14 protein-coding genes are annotated in these 18512 nt (G+C 48.5%); 9 read left to right on the forward strand and 5 right to left on the reverse strand.

What is annotated here, in order from left to right; all coding sequences use genetic code 11:
- The first annotated feature begins 92 nt into the window (after positions 1–92).
- Positions 93–1481, forward strand: coding sequence for an APC family permease (locus OGY33_RS10300; RefSeq protein ID WP_048236023.1), 1389 nt, complete (start codon positions 93–95; stop codon positions 1479–1481).
- 186 nt (positions 1482–1667) lie between these two features.
- Here the strand turns inward: OGY33_RS10300 and OGY33_RS10305 are convergent, their stop codons facing one another.
- Together OGY33_RS10305 and OGY33_RS10310 are read right to left on the reverse strand one after the other, a co-directional pair.
- Positions 1668–3890, reverse strand: a complete 2223-nt coding sequence (locus OGY33_RS10305) for an EAL domain-containing protein (protein ID WP_048214850.1) — start codon at positions 3888–3890, stop codon at positions 1668–1670.
- Between the two features lie 504 nt (positions 3891–4394).
- Entirely contained in the window at positions 4395–5507 is a 1113-nt protein-coding gene (locus OGY33_RS10310; protein WP_048214849.1) for an agmatine deiminase family protein, read from the reverse strand.
- A 402-nt stretch (positions 5508–5909) separates the two neighbouring features.
- On the opposite strand from OGY33_RS10310, the gene OGY33_RS10315 reads away from it, so the two are divergent.
- Positions 5910–6473, forward strand: coding sequence for a DJ-1/PfpI family protein (locus OGY33_RS10315; protein ID WP_048214848.1), 564 nt, complete (start codon positions 5910–5912; stop codon positions 6471–6473).
- Between the two features lie 56 nt (positions 6474–6529).
- On the opposite strand, the gene OGY33_RS10320 is transcribed toward OGY33_RS10315, so the two are convergent.
- Positions 6530–7276, reverse strand: coding sequence for an SAM-dependent methyltransferase (locus OGY33_RS10320; RefSeq protein ID WP_048214847.1), 747 nt, complete (start codon positions 7274–7276; stop codon positions 6530–6532).
- A gap of 10 nt (positions 7277–7286) precedes the next feature.
- Positions 7287–7544 (reverse strand): YjhX family toxin, encoded by a 258-nt coding sequence (locus OGY33_RS10325; RefSeq protein WP_003021255.1) that lies wholly within the window; start codon positions 7542–7544, stop codon positions 7287–7289.
- A gap of 1321 nt (positions 7545–8865) precedes the next feature.
- Between OGY33_RS10325 and pepT the strand changes: the two genes are divergently transcribed.
- The 4 genes from pepT (at position 8866) to OGY33_RS10345 (ending at position 12767) form a co-directional block, all read left to right on the forward strand.
- Positions 8866–10122, forward strand: a complete 1257-nt coding sequence (gene pepT / locus OGY33_RS10330; protein ID WP_191238828.1) for a peptidase T — start codon at positions 8866–8868, stop codon at positions 10120–10122.
- Positions 10119–11480 (forward strand): C4-dicarboxylate transporter DcuC, encoded by a 1362-nt coding sequence (gene dcuC, locus OGY33_RS10335; RefSeq protein WP_003830889.1) that lies wholly within the window; start codon positions 10119–10121, stop codon positions 11478–11480. The genes pepT and dcuC overlap by 4 nt, the downstream gene beginning before the upstream one ends.
- A 322-nt stretch (positions 11481–11802) precedes the next feature.
- Positions 11803–12432, forward strand: a complete 630-nt coding sequence (locus tag OGY33_RS10340; RefSeq protein WP_191238827.1) for a DUF2913 family protein — start codon at positions 11803–11805, stop codon at positions 12430–12432.
- Between the two features lie 98 nt (positions 12433–12530).
- Positions 12531–12767 carry a hypothetical protein gene (locus tag OGY33_RS10345; RefSeq protein WP_020996594.1) on the forward strand — a complete coding sequence of 79 codons (237 nt, stop codon included), beginning with the start codon at positions 12531–12533 and terminating at the stop codon, positions 12765–12767.
- A 101-nt stretch (positions 12768–12868) separates the two neighbouring features.
- Here OGY33_RS10345 and OGY33_RS10350 read toward each other — a convergent pair whose 3' ends face one another.
- Positions 12869–13498, reverse strand: a complete 630-nt coding sequence (locus OGY33_RS10350) for a LysE family translocator (protein WP_048226381.1) — start codon at positions 13496–13498, stop codon at positions 12869–12871.
- A 109-nt stretch (positions 13499–13607) separates the two neighbouring features.
- Here OGY33_RS10350 and OGY33_RS10355 point away from each other — a divergent pair, with 109 nt between their 5' ends.
- The 3 genes from OGY33_RS10355 (at position 13608) to foxA (ending at position 17850) form a co-directional block, all read left to right on the forward strand.
- Complete coding sequence (locus OGY33_RS10355; protein ID WP_191238826.1) at positions 13608–14513, forward strand: LysR substrate-binding domain-containing protein; 906 nt, start codon at positions 13608–13610, stop codon at positions 14511–14513.
- Positions 14514–14636: 123 nt separating this feature from the next.
- Positions 14637–15620 (forward strand): helix-turn-helix transcriptional regulator, encoded by a 984-nt coding sequence (locus OGY33_RS10360; protein ID WP_008783852.1) that lies wholly within the window; start codon positions 14637–14639, stop codon positions 15618–15620.
- Positions 15621–15741: 121 nt separating this feature from the next.
- Positions 15742–17850, forward strand: coding sequence for a ferrioxamine B receptor FoxA (foxA, locus tag OGY33_RS10365; protein ID WP_100247269.1), 2109 nt, complete (start codon positions 15742–15744; stop codon positions 17848–17850).
- Positions 17851–18512 lie beyond the last annotated feature (662 nt).

The following is an 18512-nucleotide window of genomic DNA, read 5'->3' on the forward strand; positions in this document are numbered from 1 at the left end:
GCCTTTTTTATGCCATTCCTCCCCGACACGACCCAGGTCTGCTGTACCCACGTTTCGAACGCAGATCTGGACTCGTAGCGGGGAGGAAAATTATGTCGACTAACTCTTCTGCTGATCATTCTGCCCAGCCGGGCAAAGCACAGCTGCGTAAATCCCTGAAGCTGTGGCAGGTGGTGGTGATGGGGTTGGCCTATCTCACCCCGATGACGGTGTTTGACACCTTTGGCATTGTTTCGGGTATCAGCAATGGCCATGTTCCGGCCTCCTACCTGCTGGCCCTGGCGGGAGTACTGTTTACCGCCATCAGTTATGGAAAGCTGGTGCGCCAGTTTCCACAGGCCGGTTCGGCCTATACCTATGCGCAGAAAGCCATCAATCCGCACGTGGGGTTTATGGTCGGCTGGTCGTCACTGCTTGACTACCTTTTCCTGCCGATGATTAACGTCCTGCTAGCGAAAATTTACCTTTCCGCGCTGTTCCCGGGGGTTGCGCCATGGATTTGGGTGGTGATGTTCGTCGCGATCCTCACCGCGGCCAATCTGAAAAGCGTTAATCTGGTAGCCAACTTCAATGCGCTGTTTGTACTGGTGCAGGTGGCGATCATCGTGGTGTTCATTTTCCTCGTGGTGCAGGGGCTGCACAAAGGGGAAGGGGTTGGGACCGTCTGGTCGCTGCAACCGTTTATCAGCCAGAATGCGCATTTGATCCCGATTATCACCGGGGCGACCATCGTCTGCTTCTCGTTTCTCGGCTTTGATGCGGTAACGACACTATCTGAAGAGACGCCGGATGCGGCGCGCACAATCCCGAAAGCTATTTTCCTCACCGCGCTGTACGGTGGGCTGATCTTCATTGCCGCCTCGTTCTTCATGCAACTGTTCTTCCCGGACATTAGCCGCTTTAAAGACCCGGATGCGGCGCTGCCGGAGATTGCGCTGTATGTCGGCGGCAAGCTGTTCCAGTCTATTTTCCTGTGTACCACCTTTGTGAATACGCTGGCTTCAGGTCTGGCGTCGCATGCCAGCGTTTCGCGTCTGCTGTACGTGATGGGCCGCGATAACGTCTTCCCGGAGAAGTACTTTGGTTATGTCCATCCCAAATGGCGTACTCCCGCGTTGAACGTCATCATGGTCGGGATTGTGGCGCTGTCGGCCCTGTTTTTTGACCTGGTGACTGCCACGGCGTTGATTAACTTTGGTGCGCTGGTGGCCTTTACGTTCGTTAATCTCTCCGTGTTTAACCACTTCTGGCGTCGTGAAGGACGCAAGCATACCTGGCAGGAGAAATTACACTATCTGGTATTGCCAATGGTTGGCGCCGCCACGGTTGCCGTACTGTGGGTGAATCTTGAGGTGACATCGCTGACGCTGGGACTGGTATGGGCCGGCGTTGGGCTGGTGTATCTTGCCTGGCTGACCGGACGTTTTCGTAAGCCGCCGCCGCAGTTTGACGCCGCGAAATCTGAGCGCGCCTGGGAGTGATGGAAGCTGAATTGGCCGTAGCATTCGGCTGAGTTGAGTTAAAAATGAAACACGGTATGTCGCGGCAAACGGCCGCGGTATACCTGCTTTAATTAATATACCGCTTGTTTTAGGGAATAAAAAAACCGGCACGGGAGCCGGTAAGTAAATCAATGTAGGAATATAATTATTATTATAATTACTGAATTATAATTCAGCCAACTCAATAGGAACGGGTTTCCCTATATGGTATCCCTGTAACCAACCAATACCCATCGTAATTAGCATCTTTTCAATTTCCTCATTTTCAACAAACTCAGCGACTACTTCCATGTTTTTGAGTTTTGCTACTTCGCAGAAGGATCTGACGGCGCATCGACTAAATTCATCGGTCAATATATTACGGATGAATGAACCATCAATTTTCAGAATGTCTGCGTCTAACGTTCGTAGTCGTGAATAGCTTGATGCTCCTGTGCCAAAATCATCAATAGCAATTTTAGAACCGGCTTTACGTAGCGCTCTCAGAACATCAGTGACATTAGCGTTGTCAATAATATCTGATTCAATGACTTCAAATATTATACGTTCAGGTGCTATTGAGTATTTTCTAAACAATGTAAAAACATTATCAAGAAAATCAATTTTATTAAGCGAGTCAGGCGTCAGATTAATGGAGAAGTGACTGTTTGGGTCAGATTTCTGCCGTGACTGTATAAAACGAAATGTTTGCTCTATAACAGTGATATCCAGCGCAGGAAGTAATCCTGCCTCGCGAGCAACTGGTAGGATGGTGTCTGGAAAGATTAACTTACCATCAACCATTTTTATCCGAATAAGTATCTCGTGATAACGTGTCAGTCCCGTGGTTGAAACGATCGGCTGAACAACCAGCATCGTTGATACGATGGGTTGAGCCATAAGCTCAAACGACTTTCTGTCAATTGCCTTTTGCAACATATGACGAATGACAGCCTGGCTGACAATTTTATCACCTGGCACTTGCGGGCTGAGTAACAACGGTTGCCCCTGCATTAACGAGATGTAGCTTTGGGTATTAAGATGCTTAATTGCTTGTGATAAATTTTTAATCAGGTTTTTCTCGGTGGTATATGCCACACCACAAGATAGCCCTAATTGGTAGTCCTTCCAGATAAAACGAAAAGAGTTTAGGTCCTTGTAGAGATCAGGAATGTCAGGGACAACATTAAGGCGAAGAATTATTCCATGACCTGGTGCGTAATAAATGTCACCTGTACCCTTAATCAATTTACGTACATATGCGCTTAGCGCTTTTACAAATTCAAAACGGAATTCTATTCCGTGAGTTTGCTCCAGCGTATTCAACTCTGTACAACGGATGTAACACAAGCACTCTGTTGCGTGTTTACGGATGTCCATTTGCAGGGCCTGAAAGTTAGGCAGTCCGGTGTTAGGCTCTGATCTAAAAAGTTGTTTGAGGCGGCGGAGATATTTTCGGTTATGAACCACAAGTACACCGGTAACAACAATCGTAATAGAAAAGACAAACACTATCGTGGAGGAAATCACGAGGCTATGTAAATAATTATTATAGTTAGCAGGTGGAATATAACTGTTTATATAATATCCCAACAGGATAAGCATTGTTACCCATACAGGGGATATCAAAGCATGGCCAATACAGATCACTCCCCATAGCATTACTGGAAGTAACCACAGTAATGAATAGTCTGTAAATATAAGAATATCCTCTCTGATGACGATCAAAGCGGACATAATGCACAGTAACAGCACCAGCCATAATACTTGATACAGAATAGGAGGGCCGGATTTTATCAGCGCCTTTACTTGTCTAATGTATAGAATGCACCATGCAGGATTTTGAACGCTTCTAAGCAACAGATAACAAAAAGGGATGCCAGTCAGGCAAGAGTTCATCAGCCACTGTAAGTTAATTAATGTTTGTAGTGTAAAAAGGTTTGCGATCGGTGCAGAGGCTGTGTTCGACTGGAACCAGTGATCAATCGAGATGAATAGTAAGGCGTTGCAACACACGAGCCAGACAATACGCAGGGTTGTAAGCTGGCTACGACCAAAGCTAACCGCGCCTCGTTTGCCTGTCGAGAAAAAGTAGAGTGTCTGGCTAATGAGAGCAGCCAGTAGCTGAGCCGTTAGTGTGAATACCGAAGATAAAGAGTAAGAGTAAAGCGCATACAAGAAAAAGGCAGCCAAAATTGGCAGCGCCTTTTGCCGGTATAAAACCAGCAATGCAGAAATGAGAGGTAAAGTGAGATCGTAAAAATGCAGTGTTATACCCGCAACATCCTCTTGCTTACTGAGATGACCAGCGACCAGCTGTAATGCAAAAAACGCGATACCGACACAAAAATAGTCTCTAAATGTATTAATGAAATTTATATTTTCCGCTTTTCTTAGCAATATCATCATTCGCAATTCTCAGTGAGTTATCACCGTTCTCGATTTAAGTCATCTACTTAAAACAGGTTAGACTAGAGGTTCGAAATGTGTATTTTTGGATGTTTTCGCTAATTGAAAACCATTCTAAAATATGTTATGTGAATTTTTTAAAAGTAACCCTCGATAATTTCACTGTGTTTCACAACGCAGGGGAGAACAATCTTTGTGGCTGTACTGATAATAAAAGTTCTGTCATTAGTCATTATTTAAGACAGAATATACGATCGATAATAACGATCAATATAAATCTTTTGATAGATTTTATCGATAGGTTTAGCAGATCATAAATACCATGAAAGATCGATGAAAGCTATTAAAGTGTTATCTTTTAATGGTATTTATTTCATAAATGTTAATTAAGTGCTTTGTTTATTAAAATTTAACCTACGGAGGCATCTTTCTAAGGGAATCATTCTGTTATTGTCAGGAAAGTGAGTTTCCCCACCTTCCCACAACACACTCAATTGTTAATCATTAACGAGGCTGCTGCTGTGTCGCGCAGTGAATACCGCCGCCACCGGCAGCGATACCGTCGATATTCAACTGAATAATTTCACGATCGGCAAACAGCTCCTGCAAAATAGCATGGGTATTACGATCGGTGCGCTTATCGCCAAATTGCGGTGCAATGACGGCATCATTACACAGATAAAAATTGATATACCCCGCGGCGAAATCATCGCTCGCATAAGTCTGGCGGATGGTAGAAGGTCCTTCCAGCGTGACTACCTCCAACCGTCGGCCTTTGGCATCCGTGGCGGCCCGTAATATGTCCAGATGACGTCGGGTGATCGCGTAATCAAAGGATGACGGATCCTGCTCAAGACCCGCCACCACCGTACCCGGATGCGTGAATCGGGCGTAAAAATCTGTATGGCCGTCGGTAATATCCTTGCCGGCAATACCTGGCAACCAGATGATTTTCTCCAGACCTAGCAGTCGCTTAAGTTCTTCTTCGCATTCGGCTTTGCTGACGCCAGGATTACGGTTGGAGTTAAGCACGCAGCTCTCGGTGATGATTGCTGTGCCTTCACCATCTACCTCAATACCGCCACCTTCCAGAGTCAGTACCGAGGGGATAAACTCGGCATGAACGTAATCAGTAATAAATTCAGCCACATCGGCATCTCGTTCGTGCTCTTGCTTATTGCCCCAGCCGTTGAAATTAAATCCCACTCCGCCGAGCGCGCCGCTGGCACTTTTCACAAACACCGGCCCGGTGTCGCGGATCCACAGATCGTCTATTGGGTGAACCAGAAGATTGACTGACGACCCGCACAGACGCGCGGCGAGCTCGCTGTCTTCTTCGCGTACTAACATATTCACGGGTTCAAATGCGGCGATGGTTTTGGCAACTAACGCCAGGTTTTCCTGCACCACCGGTAGCAGATGAGGTTCCCAGATCTCCGCACTGGCACCAAACGCCATCCAGGTTGCCGTATGTGGTGCGCCTTCATCAGGCATTTGCCAGCGGCGGTTCTCTGTTGCGCGGGCAAATTGGCTAAAGCTGAAGCCCGTCATACCGGCGAGTAGCATACTCGTTGAAGTCACCAGGCCTTGTCTGACGAATGAACGTCTTGTCATCATAGGATTAACCTTTGCGTATTTTTACCTGATATCAGGTGAATAAAATAATAATAGATAATAAATATTCTGCGTATTTTAAATATTGAATAATAAATAAAATGATCGCGGGTAAATTTCACGCGAAATATAGCACAAGAGATATGCGTTGCAATCTCTTAGTTTTATATAATGAGTGAAACTGGCGACTATTAAAATTTATCAACTATATATTTATATATAATTTATATTTATCAGCATGAACATATGGCACGCCGTTAGCTCTGAGCCCCGTCTGACGGGCCTTGCCGTGGATTGTGATCTGGCCGATTGTTCTGTTGTATTTATTAATGACATGAACCGTGTGGACTATAGTAAAGATGGCCGTTATTTCTCATCATTAATAACCGTGAGTGGGGGATGTGAATGAAGAAGATACTGATGCTGGTCGGAGATTATGTCGAAGATTATGAAACGATGGTGCCTTTTCAGGCTTTGCAAATACTTGGGCATCGTGTGGATGCCGTCTGTCCGGATAAAAGTCAGGGTGACTACGTTCAAACCGCCATTCACGATTTTGATGGGGCGCAGACATACAGTGAAAAGCCGGGGCATCGTTTTACGTTAAATGCGAATTTTGCCGAGGTGCGGGCCGCCGATTACGACGCACTGTTGATCCCCGGCGGGCGTGCTCCGGAATATCTTCGACTGAATCCGGATGTCATTAAGCTGGTGCAAGATTTCAACACTGCCGGTAAGCCTATCGCCGCAGTTTGTCATGGGCCCCAACTGTTAGCGGCGGCGGGGGTGTTAGAAAACCGGACCTGTAGCGCTTATCCGGCCTGTGCGCCCGAGGTTCGTCTGAGCGGTGGACATTATGCCGATATTGGCATTGATCAGGCCCACGTTGATGGCAATCTGGTGACGGCACCAGCATGGCCCGCGCATCCGCAATGGTTAGCTAAATTTGTTGAAGTATTAATGAAGTAAGCGATGATGCGATGAAAAAGTCGGTATAACCTGCCAGGCTATACCGACTGCATTTATTATCTCTTCATGAGTGCGAATACGCCCCACCCAATATATTCCCGGGTGAATGCAACGTGTCGCACTGGTGAACTTCTCAGTTGCTCTCTGACTTCGGCGGCAAACTCATCGTCCGGATTTGCCTCCAGCCACCGGCGCATCGTCAACCATTTTGCCGCCTCGTATCTGTCCCAACCTTCCTGGTCAGCCAGTACCATTTCCACCACGTCATAACCGAGCAGGTCGAAAGACGAAACGAGTTCTGGCAGAGAAAGAAAATCGGCTACTGAAGCCGCGCCGCAAGCCATAGCGATCTCCTCCGTTGCGGGCATCTGACGCCAGTACGGTTCGCCGATGAGCAGGATCCCGCCTGGTTTGAGACTTTGTTCCAGCTGTTTGATCGTTCCGGCAACGCCGCCGGCAATCCAGGTTGCACCAACGCAGGCGGCAATATCGAATTTTTCTTCGGCGATATAACCTGTTGCATCGGCATGAATAAAACGCACGTGCTCAGTGACGCCTAATTCACTTGCCCGCATGGTGGCTTGCTCACTGAATAACTGGCTCATATCGATACCAACGCCGGAAATTCCATGATCGCGAGCCCAGGTGCACAACATCTCGCCCGAGCCGCTGCCGAGATCCAGGATGCGGGTTCCTGGGGGCATACGTAAAACCTGACCTAACGTCGCATATTTTTGCGCGGTGAACGGATTATGAATGCGATGTGCGCTTTCGCTGATCGTAAAAATCTTCGGGATATCCATCTCTCTCTCCTTAGCGATTATCCAGTTGGGCGCGAACGTTGTTCAGCCCGGTGGTATTGATGCGGTAGGGCTGACCATTAACGGATTTGATCAGTTTTTTCGTTCTGAGCTTTTTGAATACGTCGAGCGTGCAGTCGCAGAGCAGTAACCCTTCGCGGCTATAGCATTCGACGGAAGTGACACGACCAGATGCATCGCGGACGTGAGCAATACGGCCACCTTTGGCGAGAACGTGTAAGGTACGTTGTTCCTGACGGGATAAATTCATACTGGAAAACCTGTTTAATCATCATGTGCAAAACGTGCAAACACACAGCGGTGTCCGCATTCGATTTCGGCGCATTGATAACCAGTCCGGCCTGAAAAGGTCGGTAAGCTGATTATCTGATGATTACATTCTCCAGCATCAAAGCCTCGGGTTGAGTTGATAGGTATTTACCTGCTGAATCATACCAGCCTGGGCGAGTAGGGGAATCGTTCTGTCGGGAAAATGTGATCTATGACGAAAAATTGCGTTTAGCTTATTTTATAATTTTTTAACTCTCGTTAGCTGAGCGGTGTATGGATATATTAAATTTATTGAATATTCAGACATTGTCAGTAGCGGTATTGGCCGTAATGATGTGTTGTTAGCCCCACTTGCGTCATACTATAGATTAGTGATATTTAATTTTTCCCTATCCTAATTTTGTTTTATTTGATAAACATGTCTTTATTATAAAAAGGATTTTTAATGGTGTTTACTTTTAATTCTTTTTAGGAATTTTCTTAACGTCGTGAGGTGTGTATACTCAATCCAGCAAGAAGCTCTTCTGTTATCATCAAAACTATAAAAATGTCCTTAACACCCGTATTACCTCTGCCCTGAATCTCTTCTCAGGGGAGAGGTTTTTTTTGCCTGTGTATAATTTTGATAATCGTCATAAATAGATAATTTAATATTATTGTTCTTGTTGTTTTGCATTGGTGATGACGACAGGTTTTGTTCTGTGAACCATACGGTAATGTTGAAATAGTATCGCTATGAATCTATTTCATGGTGAATAGTGTGATTTCATCTTTATTTATATGGGTATTATATAGTTTTTCTTATAACTATCTGTTTTTAAGCGTTATGTTAATTTTCGCTTTTGAAGTAATTGTGATTTTGTTCACGGATTTTAGTGCGTTAAGTGGCTATTTGTAGAGAGGTGCAAACGGTTGCATGTTGCTGTTACAGCATTTGTTCATTAAAAAAATATAGCGATGGTATGTCTTGTGTCGGTATCGGGGGCAAGAATCTAAATGATTTTTATTATCCCTTAGACATACGAATGCCGTTTATGACTTCTGTTAGCTTAACACCATGGAAAATGTAGTAAAAACAGACAGGGAATATGATTTTATCAATCAAAAGGAGTTTTTAATCACTGGTGTAATTACTGGCCTTTTTTATCTTCCTTTATATAAATCGTTGTCGTAACACCCATAAAATCAGCGTTCTGGGATGAGCGCTGATTTTATTTTGTTCTCAGATTATTCAACCCCACGCTGTATGCAGGTCTTCTCTTGCAGTACCTCGTAAATGATACATTAAAGGATCTCCTGGAATGGATATTGTTGAACGCTTTATTAACTACACGAAAATCAATACCACGACCTCAAGGGAAAATGGTGCTAATGGGATAATGCCTTCTTCACCTGGTCAAATGGAACTGGCAAAACTACTTGCAGTAGAACTTGAATCATTAGGAATGGAAAACATTGAGGTTAGGGATACCGCTATTGTGACCGCGACCTTACCTGGAAATACCGATGACACGATCCCTGTCGTTTCCTTTTTTGGCCATCTGGATACCAGCGCGGAACAGACCGCGGACACAAATGCGCAACGTCTTCACTACAGCGGTGGGGATTTGTGTCTGAATCAAGAGCTGAATATTTATCTGCGTGAAAGTGAATTTCCGGAACTGAAAAATTATGTCGGCGATGACCTGCTGGTGACGGATGGTACCAGTCTGCTAGGGGCTGATGATAAAGCCGCCATCGCCGCGATTATGAATGCTCTGGAGTACCTGATCGCGAACCCGGAGATTAAGCATGGGCCGGTGAAGGTCGGTTTTGTTCCTGATGAAGAGCAGGGATTACGGGGAGCAAAAGCGTTTGATGTTGCGGCGTTTGGCGCTGGTTTTGGCTATACCCTGGACTGCTGCGGCATTGGAGAGTTTGTCTACGAGAACTGGAACGCGGGTGATGCGGAAATCATCTTTACCGGCCAGTCCGCGCACCCTATGTCGGCCAAAGGTAAGCTGAAGAACTCGCTGCTGATGGCGCATAAGTTTATTGCGATGCTGCCCGGAGGAGAGGCGCCTGAGTATACGGAAGGACGCGAAGGGTATTACTGGGTAAAACAGCTTCAGGGTAACAGCGCCCGTACGGTACTTAAGCTAGATATCCGGGATTTTACCGAAGAAGGGTATAAGGCGCGTATGGCATATATCCGCCAGCTTGCCGTCAGCACCTGCGCGCTGTGGGGAGAAAACAGCGTGGTCTGTCATTTAACCGATCGCTATGCCAATGTGTTCAATAGCTTGCAGGGCGATGCACACTACCCGATTGATATTGCGTTTCGCGCGTATCAGAAGTGTGGCATTACCCCGCAACCTGTCGCCATGCGTGGTGGGTATGATGGCGCAGTGCTATCGCAGAAAGGACTGCCTTGCCCGAATATTTTTACCGGTGCTCATAACTTTCATTCAATTTATGAATATCTACCGGTGCGTTCACTGCGAGCCGCCAGCGATGTGGTGGTAGCGGTCATTGAGGAAACCTTTGCTGAGTTCGCGCAGAGGAGAGCTCAGTCATGATTCAGGTGTTAATTGCCCTACTGGTTATCGTGGTGGTCGCGCGTCTGATACTGAAAGGTTATCGCGCTGAACCGGTGCTGTTCATTGCGGGCCTGGTGTTGATGATTTGTACGGCGTTAACCGGATGGGGTTCTGTATTACCGAAGGGCGTTGCCAGTACGGGGATTTCATTTCTCGATCCTTTCGAGGTGATGCGCGATCTCTTTAGTACGCGTGCTGCCGATCTCGGCCTGATGATTATGGCGCTCATGGGATTTGCGCATTACATGGATCATATCGGGGCAAATGAAGCGGTTGTGCGGGTCGTGACGAAACCTTTGCGCGCGCTGCGTTCGCCCTATGTGCTTCTATTTTTCTCCTATCTGCTCGCCAGCCTCCTGCAGTTGGCCATCCCATCCGCTACCGGGCTTGCCGTGTTGCTGATGGGGACGATGTTCCCCATTATGCTGGGGTTAGGGCTTTCTGCGGCCTCGGCTGCTGGGGTTATTGCCACCTCGCTTGGTGTGGCGTATACCCCGACGGCCATCGATGCTATCAGGGGATCTAAAGCGGTCAATATGGATGTGGTGGAATACGTTGTTTACCACCAGGGACCCGCAGCGCTGGCAACCGTGCTGGTCGTCGGCGTCTGCCATTTCTTCTGGCAGCGGCATTGCGACCGTAAAGCGGGGACGCTTCCACGGGAAATCGGTAGCGCTGAGGTGACTGATTCAGGAAAAGCCCCGGCTTTTTATGCGCTGCTCCCGATGCTTCCGATATTGATGGCGGTGGGATCATCGGAAATGTTCGTCAGTGGTATTAACCTGAATATTATCACCATTGTGCTCATTTCAATGGCTGTCTGCATGTTGATTGAGTGGCTGCGGGTGCGTGATTTAAAGTCAGTATGCGAAGGATTCAGCCATTTCCTTAAAGGCATGGGCACCGCCTTTACCGGGGTGGTTGGGCTACTGGTTGCGGCAGGTGTTTTTGCTCACGGGATTAAAGTTATTGGTGCCATTGATCAATTAATCCTGATGGCGGAGCACGTGGGATTACCTCCATTTGCTATGGCGGTGGTGTTTGCGCTGGTGACGCTGGCGGCAGCAATTATTATGGGATCGGGTAATGCGCCATTCCTTGCTTTCGTTGAGCTGATCCCGCAAATCGCGGCAAGTATGGGCGCTAACGCTGTTGCCATGATCCTGCCGATGCAGCAGGCATCACATATGGGGCGGGCAATTTCACCGGTTTCCGGCGTGGTGATTGCCGTTTCCAGTGGGGCGAAAATAACGCCATTTGATGTGGTTAAACGTACCGCCGTACCGTTGATTGTGGGCTTTGTAACGCATACCCTGATCATCGGTATTTTCTATTAACTTCGTCTGTAATAAGCAAACTTCCTGGTTGCTGAATGCCCGGTAGTTTGCTTTTTCTGTTTACAGGTCTCATCACAAAAGGTGATATTGATTACTGGTGATTATTATTAATCTTTATCTTTATCGCATTATTCTTATTAGTCATTGTTGAGCCACCCCAGATTAATGATTAATAAGTATGATGTATTATATTTGCACGTTTATTACATAGGGATAAGTTAATCTGGATCATATTTTGGCGATTTTAGTTGTAGTAATTTTTTAATAGAGTAATACAAGAATGACGTGGAATAACAATGATGATTTATTTGGGCAGGTTTAAGTGGTAAGGGATTCTGGAAGAGTTAGTACGTTACGACATCATTATCAGGATGATCTGGAAGCCTTTACCTGGAGTGCGTTAGTCGCAATTGGTATCGCAATAAAGGATCATAAAATCTACTCTAAAATGTCAGAGCATCTATTCATTATGCATTGGCTGGCTATTGCCAAAAAAAGAAAAATCTTTTCGAAGAGCATTGGCAGTGAGCTTCAGTGGTTAATTGATGAGGGGAAGAAAAAAAGCCTCAATGCACAACTTAAATTTAAAATAGAATATTTGTACGCCACATCGAGTGGTGATGTGACAATGCAAAACGACTATTTTAAATTTACTCACACGATTGAAGTGTTGAGAAATAATGGATGGGAGAGCTTTCTGCTCACTCCGGAGAAGTGGCAAGGCCTTAATGAGAGTATTAAGGTCAGAAAAGGTGACTTTATTTTTATGGATGACACCCGGCTTCAGGAGTGCTTTGGCGTGCAGGGGGAGATAGTCAAACCTTTCTGTATTCGAGTGTACGGCGATATTGAGTTTGCAAAGTTAACGTTCATCAAACATAACCTGCCGGTTGAATTTGTGAAACATATTTCGAATGAGTTTTATTACTTCAATTTTCTTTCTGTTAAGTAATGCTTAACTGATATGGGGGACAAATTTCTGTTTGTTCAAAGAGTGTATTGATCTACCTGTGAAGTTATCGGATATATACCACGCGCAAAGGACAGCGAATGTTTACTCGAAAGTTAGTGATTACAACCGAATGGATAAGGTTGTCGGATACGCCAGACAATGTATCCATTTCTTTTCGGGGCGTTCTTGAGATCGGTGAAAGCACGGTTGTGCCAGATGGCAACACGCCTCTACTTCGCTTAGAAAATGAAATGGCACCTGTCGCCGTTGATGCATTGTCATGGGTGAGGGTGCCAGTTGAACGCCAGGAAAATGTTATCGTCTATATTTTCTGAATCCTGGTTTATAAATCCATTAATAATGTTAATGTCGATTTGTTCTTATTTTATTCCTCCCAGTGCAAGATGAGATGTCTGGCTGAACAATTCGTTGGGGATCACATCGCGGGTGAGAGCATTTGTAGCGCGTGTACATTATAAATAATGCCAAACACCGCCACCGCGAGCAGAAACAGGGAGGAGATAAAAACGCTGCGTCTGGCAAACCGCTCTGGCATCCAGCGTTTGAAAACCATGATGTAAAAAGACAACACCGTAACATCAAAAATAACCCACACCAGCGTTAGCGTCAGAATGCTGGTGGTGAAATCTTGCGTAATGGCAATGAACTGGGGAAAAAATGCTACGAAAAACAAAATGTCCTTTGGGTTAGCGACCCCTGTCAGAAATCCATGGATAAGCCCGCTGTTATCGCGTTTTGGCGCACACAGTCCGGGTTTTGAGTCCCTGGCCCGCAGGCCGTTAATCGCCATCACACCGATATACAACGATCCCACAAGACCCAGTACGCCAAGCCATATCGCAGAGATTGAAACCACGCCAGCTAGCATCAGTGCAGCCAGAGCAATCAATACTAAAGAAGCGCCGTTAGTGCCAATCAGCGTGATAAAGGCCCGGCGATAGCCGTGCTGCGACGCGGTGGTGGTAATCAGCGCCACGACAGGACCCGGAGTTAACAGCAGGGTTACTACGCTGAGGCTATAGGTAGCCAGTAAAGTGAAATTCATACCTGATTATCCTGATGATATTTTCCATCAGTATTCCGCCTGCGTGGCGCATTGAAAAACGAATAAAACTGCGCTCTACTGTGAGTAAAACTCAACATAGAAGCTGAGAATGACGCTACCTCCGTTGTATGCCCTGAGGGCTTTTGAAGCCGCAGCCCGTCTGGGATCGTTCAGTAAAGCCGCTATTCAACTTAACGTGACGCCGGGCGCGGTAAGCCGTCATATTCGCACGCTGGAGGCATGGTTTGGTTGTGAGCTATTTGTCCGCAGCGGCCCGCGTATCGAGATAACGCCTTCTGGCCAAGGGCTGGCGCAGCAGTTGACGGCTGGGTTTCAGAGTCTGGAACACGCGTGTCATGCCTTTCGCAGCAGCAGTCATGAGCTACGGCTGAAAGCGCCGTCTACGTTGACGATGCGCTGGCTTCTGGACGTGCTGCGTCATTTCCGTGAAGCGCATCCGACCCCGGTTGTCGAAATTTCCAGCGTCTGGATGGATACCGATTCGGTATCCTTCGGTCGTGAACCGTATGACTGTGCGATCCTGTTAGGGAATGGCCATTTTGGTGACGATACCGACAGCCGGTTGCTGTTTCAGGAGTGGCTTATCCCGGTGTGCTCATCCGCACTGCTGGTGCAGGCGCAGCGCGATCTTTCTGCCTGTGAACTGATTCATCCCTCAGCGGATCGCCGTGACTGGCGTCGGTGGCTGCAACGCACCGGAAAGTTTCCGGCGTTGAATCTTGCGCGAGGCAAAGTGTTCGACACCCTGGAGCAGGGCAGTCTTGCCGCGATGAGCGGTCATGGCGTGTCCGTTGCCGACCTGCTGTTAAGCCTGGCGGCCATTCAGGCAGGGATGTTGGCGTTACCGTTTAAAGATGCGGTGGCGACTGGCGAGGGGTATTACCTTGTCTGGCCAAAGGCTTCAACACGGCTCAGAAATATTGAGCTGCTGTATCGCTGGTTAAAAGAGGCTGCGCCGTGTGTCTCCTCGGCAGATCTAAACTGGCTGGATTAAGCTGTTTATTCTGCTAACTATCATATTGATAATGGTTCTCATTATTATTGTCGTATTGCGCAGGTAATGGTAATGTTGCTTCAGTTATAAACCGTTAATCCCATTTCCTGTGCAGAAGACAGCATGAACAATACCACCGCCCTGAATGCCTCCGGACGCGTCGCTCGCACTTTCTCCGTCAGCGAGTTTATGGATTTTGGTGAGCGCTACGGGATCGATTACCGCTTTCCCCAGTTGGCACAAAGGCCGGATTTACCGTCTGGCAGCCCTGTTCTGCAAGGTGAAATTGAGGAGATGACTCTCCCATGTGGGATGTGCGTGACGCACTCCGACGTACAGGTATTGCAACCCTACGAAACCACCTCTCGTCACGACAGCCCTCTGTATATGCTGGTGGTACTGGAAGGCTGCGTGATCCTGACGCTTAACGGACAGGAGCATGTGGTGCGCTCCGGCATGGCGTTTAGCTCACGCCTGAGTGAGCACCAGACGATGCGTGCCCGTCATCATGCTGATTGTAAACTGCGGACATTATCGCTCGGTTTGTATCCCGACGGCGCGTGTCGCACGGGGTTGCTCGAATCGTTGATGCGTGAGTGGGAAAGATGCCAGACGCCGACGCTTATCTGGCAGGTGCCGGGGTTTTTACTCAGCGGACTGCAGTACGCGCAGCAGAGTACGATTAGCCATATTTCTCGTCAGCTGATGCTGGAAGGGCTGATATTACAACTGTTTGGTCATGGCCTCAGCGTGTGTCAGGTCGAGAGCGGTAAACGTCTTGCGGCGAGCGGTGAGCAGCAGCGGCTGGAGGTCGTTCGCCGACTGCTGGAGCAGAGTCCCGAAAAAGACTACACCCTTAATGAACTGGCGCAACGCGCGGCAATGAGCCCCAGTAGTCTGCGTAGCAAGTTTCGCGCAGCCTATGGCTGTTCGGTATTCGACTACCTGCGCGATTGCCGTCTGGAACGTGCGCGCGGCTATCTACTGGAGGGATATAGCGTACAGCAGGCGGCCTGGATGTCGGGTTATCAGCACGCCACCAACTTTTCTACCGCTTTTCGCCGCCGTTACGGCTTTTCACCCGGTGATTTGCTCAAACTTTGCTAATCCATATTTGCGTTTTACGCACGTGATTTCCTGACAATTTGGCACTGCGCATAGGCAACCTGGCATCCGGCATAGCTATCTCCGCCAGCAAAAAGGTAATAATTCTCACTTACAATTAGACATGCCTTTGGAGATATTCATGTTCGCGAAGACTCGCTTGGCGCTGCTGGTGGGATGGGTTACCGGCAGCGTGGCTTTTCCTCTGTTGGCGCAGGAAACAACAAAAAACGATACGGTGGTTGTCACCTCGCAGATGCAGAGCGGGGCCACGAAGCTTGCCACGCCGGATATTGAAACGCCGCAGTCGGTATCGATCGTTACCCGTGAACAGTTTGAAGAGCAGGGCGCAACCAGCGTGCGCCAGGCCGTCAGCTATACGCCGGGGGTGTACAGCAATCAGATTGGCGCTTCCAACCGCTTTGACTACATCGTGCTGCGTGGCTTTTCTGACGGTAGCCTGGATAACGTCTATCTCGATGGTCTGAAGATGATGGGCGACACCAACTCACACAGCTCGCTGGTGGTCGATCCGTGGTTCCTCGAAGATATCGAAGTCGTACGCGGTCCGGCTTCCGTACTGTATGGTCGTTCCTCTCCGGGTGGCATTGTGGCGCTGACCTCACGTAAGCCATCGTTTGATGCGGGCGGCGAAGTGAAGCTGTTTGCCGGCAACAATAACCAGCGCGGCGCGGCGTTTGACGTCACCGGGGCACTGGATGATAACGATCGCGTGGCGGCGCGACTGAGTGGGATGACGCGTTACGCGGACTCGCAGTTTGGTCCATTGAAGGAAGAGCGTTACGCGCTGATGCCCAGCCTGACCTGGCGTATCACCGACCAGACGCGTCTGGATCTGATGGCCTATCTGCACCGTGACCCGGAAGGCGGTAGCCACTCCGGTCTGCCGTATGACGGCACCGTGGTTCCGCATTACGGGCAAAAGATCTCCAACACCTTTTACGAAGGCGAGGATGATTACGACAAATACGATCGCCGTGAAAACATGGTGGGCTACAACATTGAGCATATGTTTGATAGCGGTTGGTCGGTGCGGCAAAAGCTGCGCTATCTGCATACCGACGTTGAGCTGAATCAGGTGTATGCGGCGGGCTGGCTGAATGAAACCGAGCTTAATCGCGGTTACTCCGGCTCCGATGAAAAAATGTCGGCGATTACGCTGGATAACCAGCTCGACGGCAGCTTTGATACCTGGCAGGTAAACCACCGTCTGCTGGTGGGGATCGACTATCAGGATCGCAGCAACAATACTACCGGTTACTACGGCGCTTTCCCGCCGATTGACGCTTTTAATCCAGTGTACGGCGCGAAGCCTGATTACATCGACATGTATGCGCGTGAGAAACACAAGCTGCGCCAGACGGGTTACTATTTGCAGGATCAGATGTCATGGGATCGCTGGCGTATTACGCTCGGTGGTCGCTACGATCAGGTCAGCGTTTCTAACATTGATAAGATCAAGGATACTCGCAGCGATCTGGATAAAAACAACTTCAGCACCCGCGCCGCGCTGCTCTATTTATTCGATAATGGCTTTGCGCCGTACGTGAGTTATTCCACTGCCTTTACGCCAACCAGCTTTGCCGATGAGAACGGCAATCTGCTGGATCCGATGAAAGGCAAGCAGTGGGAAGCGGGGCTGAAATATGAGCCGGAAGGACTTAACAGTCAGTTCAGCGCGTCGGTGTTCCGTATCAATCAGACGAATATTGCCACCAAAGAAGAGCCGACCGATCCGTACCGCTCGATTGGGGAAATTGAATCTGAAGGGGTGGAGCTGGAGGCAATTAGCCAACTGACGGATAGCTTCCGTTTGCAGGCGGCGTATACCTATACCGACATTCGCTATAAGAAAAGCAGCCCGGAAGAACAGGGCAAGCGCGCAGTGTACGCCCCGCGTAACCAGGCCAGTACCTGGCTGAGCTACGATGTGAAAAGCGGTCCGCTGGACGGCCTGACGTTGGGTTCAGGCGTGCGCTACGTTAACGGTATTACCAGCGATCGCCTGAATACTCACACCCTGCCGTCCTACACGCTGGTGGATATGGTGATTGGTTACGACTTAACGAATATCGGCATTAAAGGGTTGAGCGCGCAGTTGAACGTTAACAACCTGACCGACAAGCGCTACGTTGCAGCCTGTAACTCGCTCTCATACTGCTACTTCGGCGCCGAGCGCAGCATTGTCGGCAGTGTGTCCTGGAAATTCTGATGTTTTAGCCGGATGCGGCGCTGGCGCCTTATCCGGCCTACAGCAGCGTGCAAATCGTAGGCCTGATAAGCACAGCGCATCAGGCTTTGTGATTGCGGCTATTGTGTAAAACCGTTTTGCAGACAAATCTGCGCGCTGGCGCCTTATCCGGCCTACAGCAGCGTGCAAATCGTAGGCCTGATAAGCGCAGCGCATCAGGCTTTGTGATTGCGGCTATTGTGTAAAACCGTTTTGCAGACAAATCTGCGCGCTGGCGCCTTATCCGGCCTACGGCAGCGTGCAAATCGTAGGCCTGATAAGCGCAGCGCATCAGGCATTGTGATTGCGGTTATTGTGTAAAACCGTTCTGCAGACAAATCTGCGCGCTGGCGCCTTATCCGGCCTACGGTAGCGTGTAAATCGTAGGCCTGATAAGCACAGCGCATCAGGCATTGTGATTGCGGCTATTGTGTAAAACCGTTCTGCAGACAAATCTGCGCGCTGGCGCCTTATCCGGCCTACGGCAGCGTGCAAACCGTAGGCCTGATAAGCGCAGCGCATCAGGCATTGTGATTGCGGTTATTTTGTAAAACCGATCTGCATACAAATCTGCGCGCTGGCGCCTTATCCGGCCTACGGCAGCGTGCAAATCGTAGGCCTGATAAGCGCAGCGCATCAGGCAT

The sequence above is a fragment of the Citrobacter sp. Cpo032 genome, from assembly GCF_030332975.1.
Lineage (GTDB): Bacteria > Pseudomonadota > Gammaproteobacteria > Enterobacterales > Enterobacteriaceae > Citrobacter > Citrobacter portucalensis.

Coding starts and splice junctions, on each gene's coding strand:
- OGY33_RS10300 (WP_048236023.1), top strand. CDS start 93: ATGTCGACTAACTCTTCTGCTGATCATTCTGCCCAGCCGGGCAAAGCA.
- OGY33_RS10305 (WP_048214850.1), bottom strand. CDS start 3,890: ATGATGATATTGCTAAGAAAAGCGGAAAATATAAATTTCATTAATACA.
- OGY33_RS10310 (WP_048214849.1), bottom strand. CDS start 5,507: ATGATGACAAGACGTTCATTCGTCAGACAAGGCCTGGTGACTTCAACG.
- OGY33_RS10315 (WP_048214848.1), top strand. CDS start 5,910: ATGAAGAAGATACTGATGCTGGTCGGAGATTATGTCGAAGATTATGAA.
- OGY33_RS10320 (WP_048214847.1), bottom strand. CDS start 7,276: ATGGATATCCCGAAGATTTTTACGATCAGCGAAAGCGCACATCGCATT.
- OGY33_RS10325 (WP_003021255.1), bottom strand. CDS start 7,544: ATGAATTTATCCCGTCAGGAACAACGTACCTTACACGTTCTCGCCAAA.
- pepT (WP_191238828.1), top strand. CDS start 8,866: ATGGATATTGTTGAACGCTTTATTAACTACACGAAAATCAATACCACG.
- dcuC (WP_003830889.1), top strand. CDS start 10,119: ATGATTCAGGTGTTAATTGCCCTACTGGTTATCGTGGTGGTCGCGCGT.
- OGY33_RS10345 (WP_020996594.1), top strand. CDS start 12,531: ATGTTTACTCGAAAGTTAGTGATTACAACCGAATGGATAAGGTTGTCG.
- OGY33_RS10350 (WP_048226381.1), bottom strand. CDS start 13,498: ATGAATTTCACTTTACTGGCTACCTATAGCCTCAGCGTAGTAACCCTG.
- OGY33_RS10355 (WP_191238826.1), top strand. CDS start 13,608: ATGACGCTACCTCCGTTGTATGCCCTGAGGGCTTTTGAAGCCGCAGCC.
- OGY33_RS10360 (WP_008783852.1), top strand. CDS start 14,637: ATGAACAATACCACCGCCCTGAATGCCTCCGGACGCGTCGCTCGCACT.
- foxA (WP_100247269.1), top strand. CDS start 15,742: ATGCCTTTGGAGATATTCATGTTCGCGAAGACTCGCTTGGCGCTGCTG.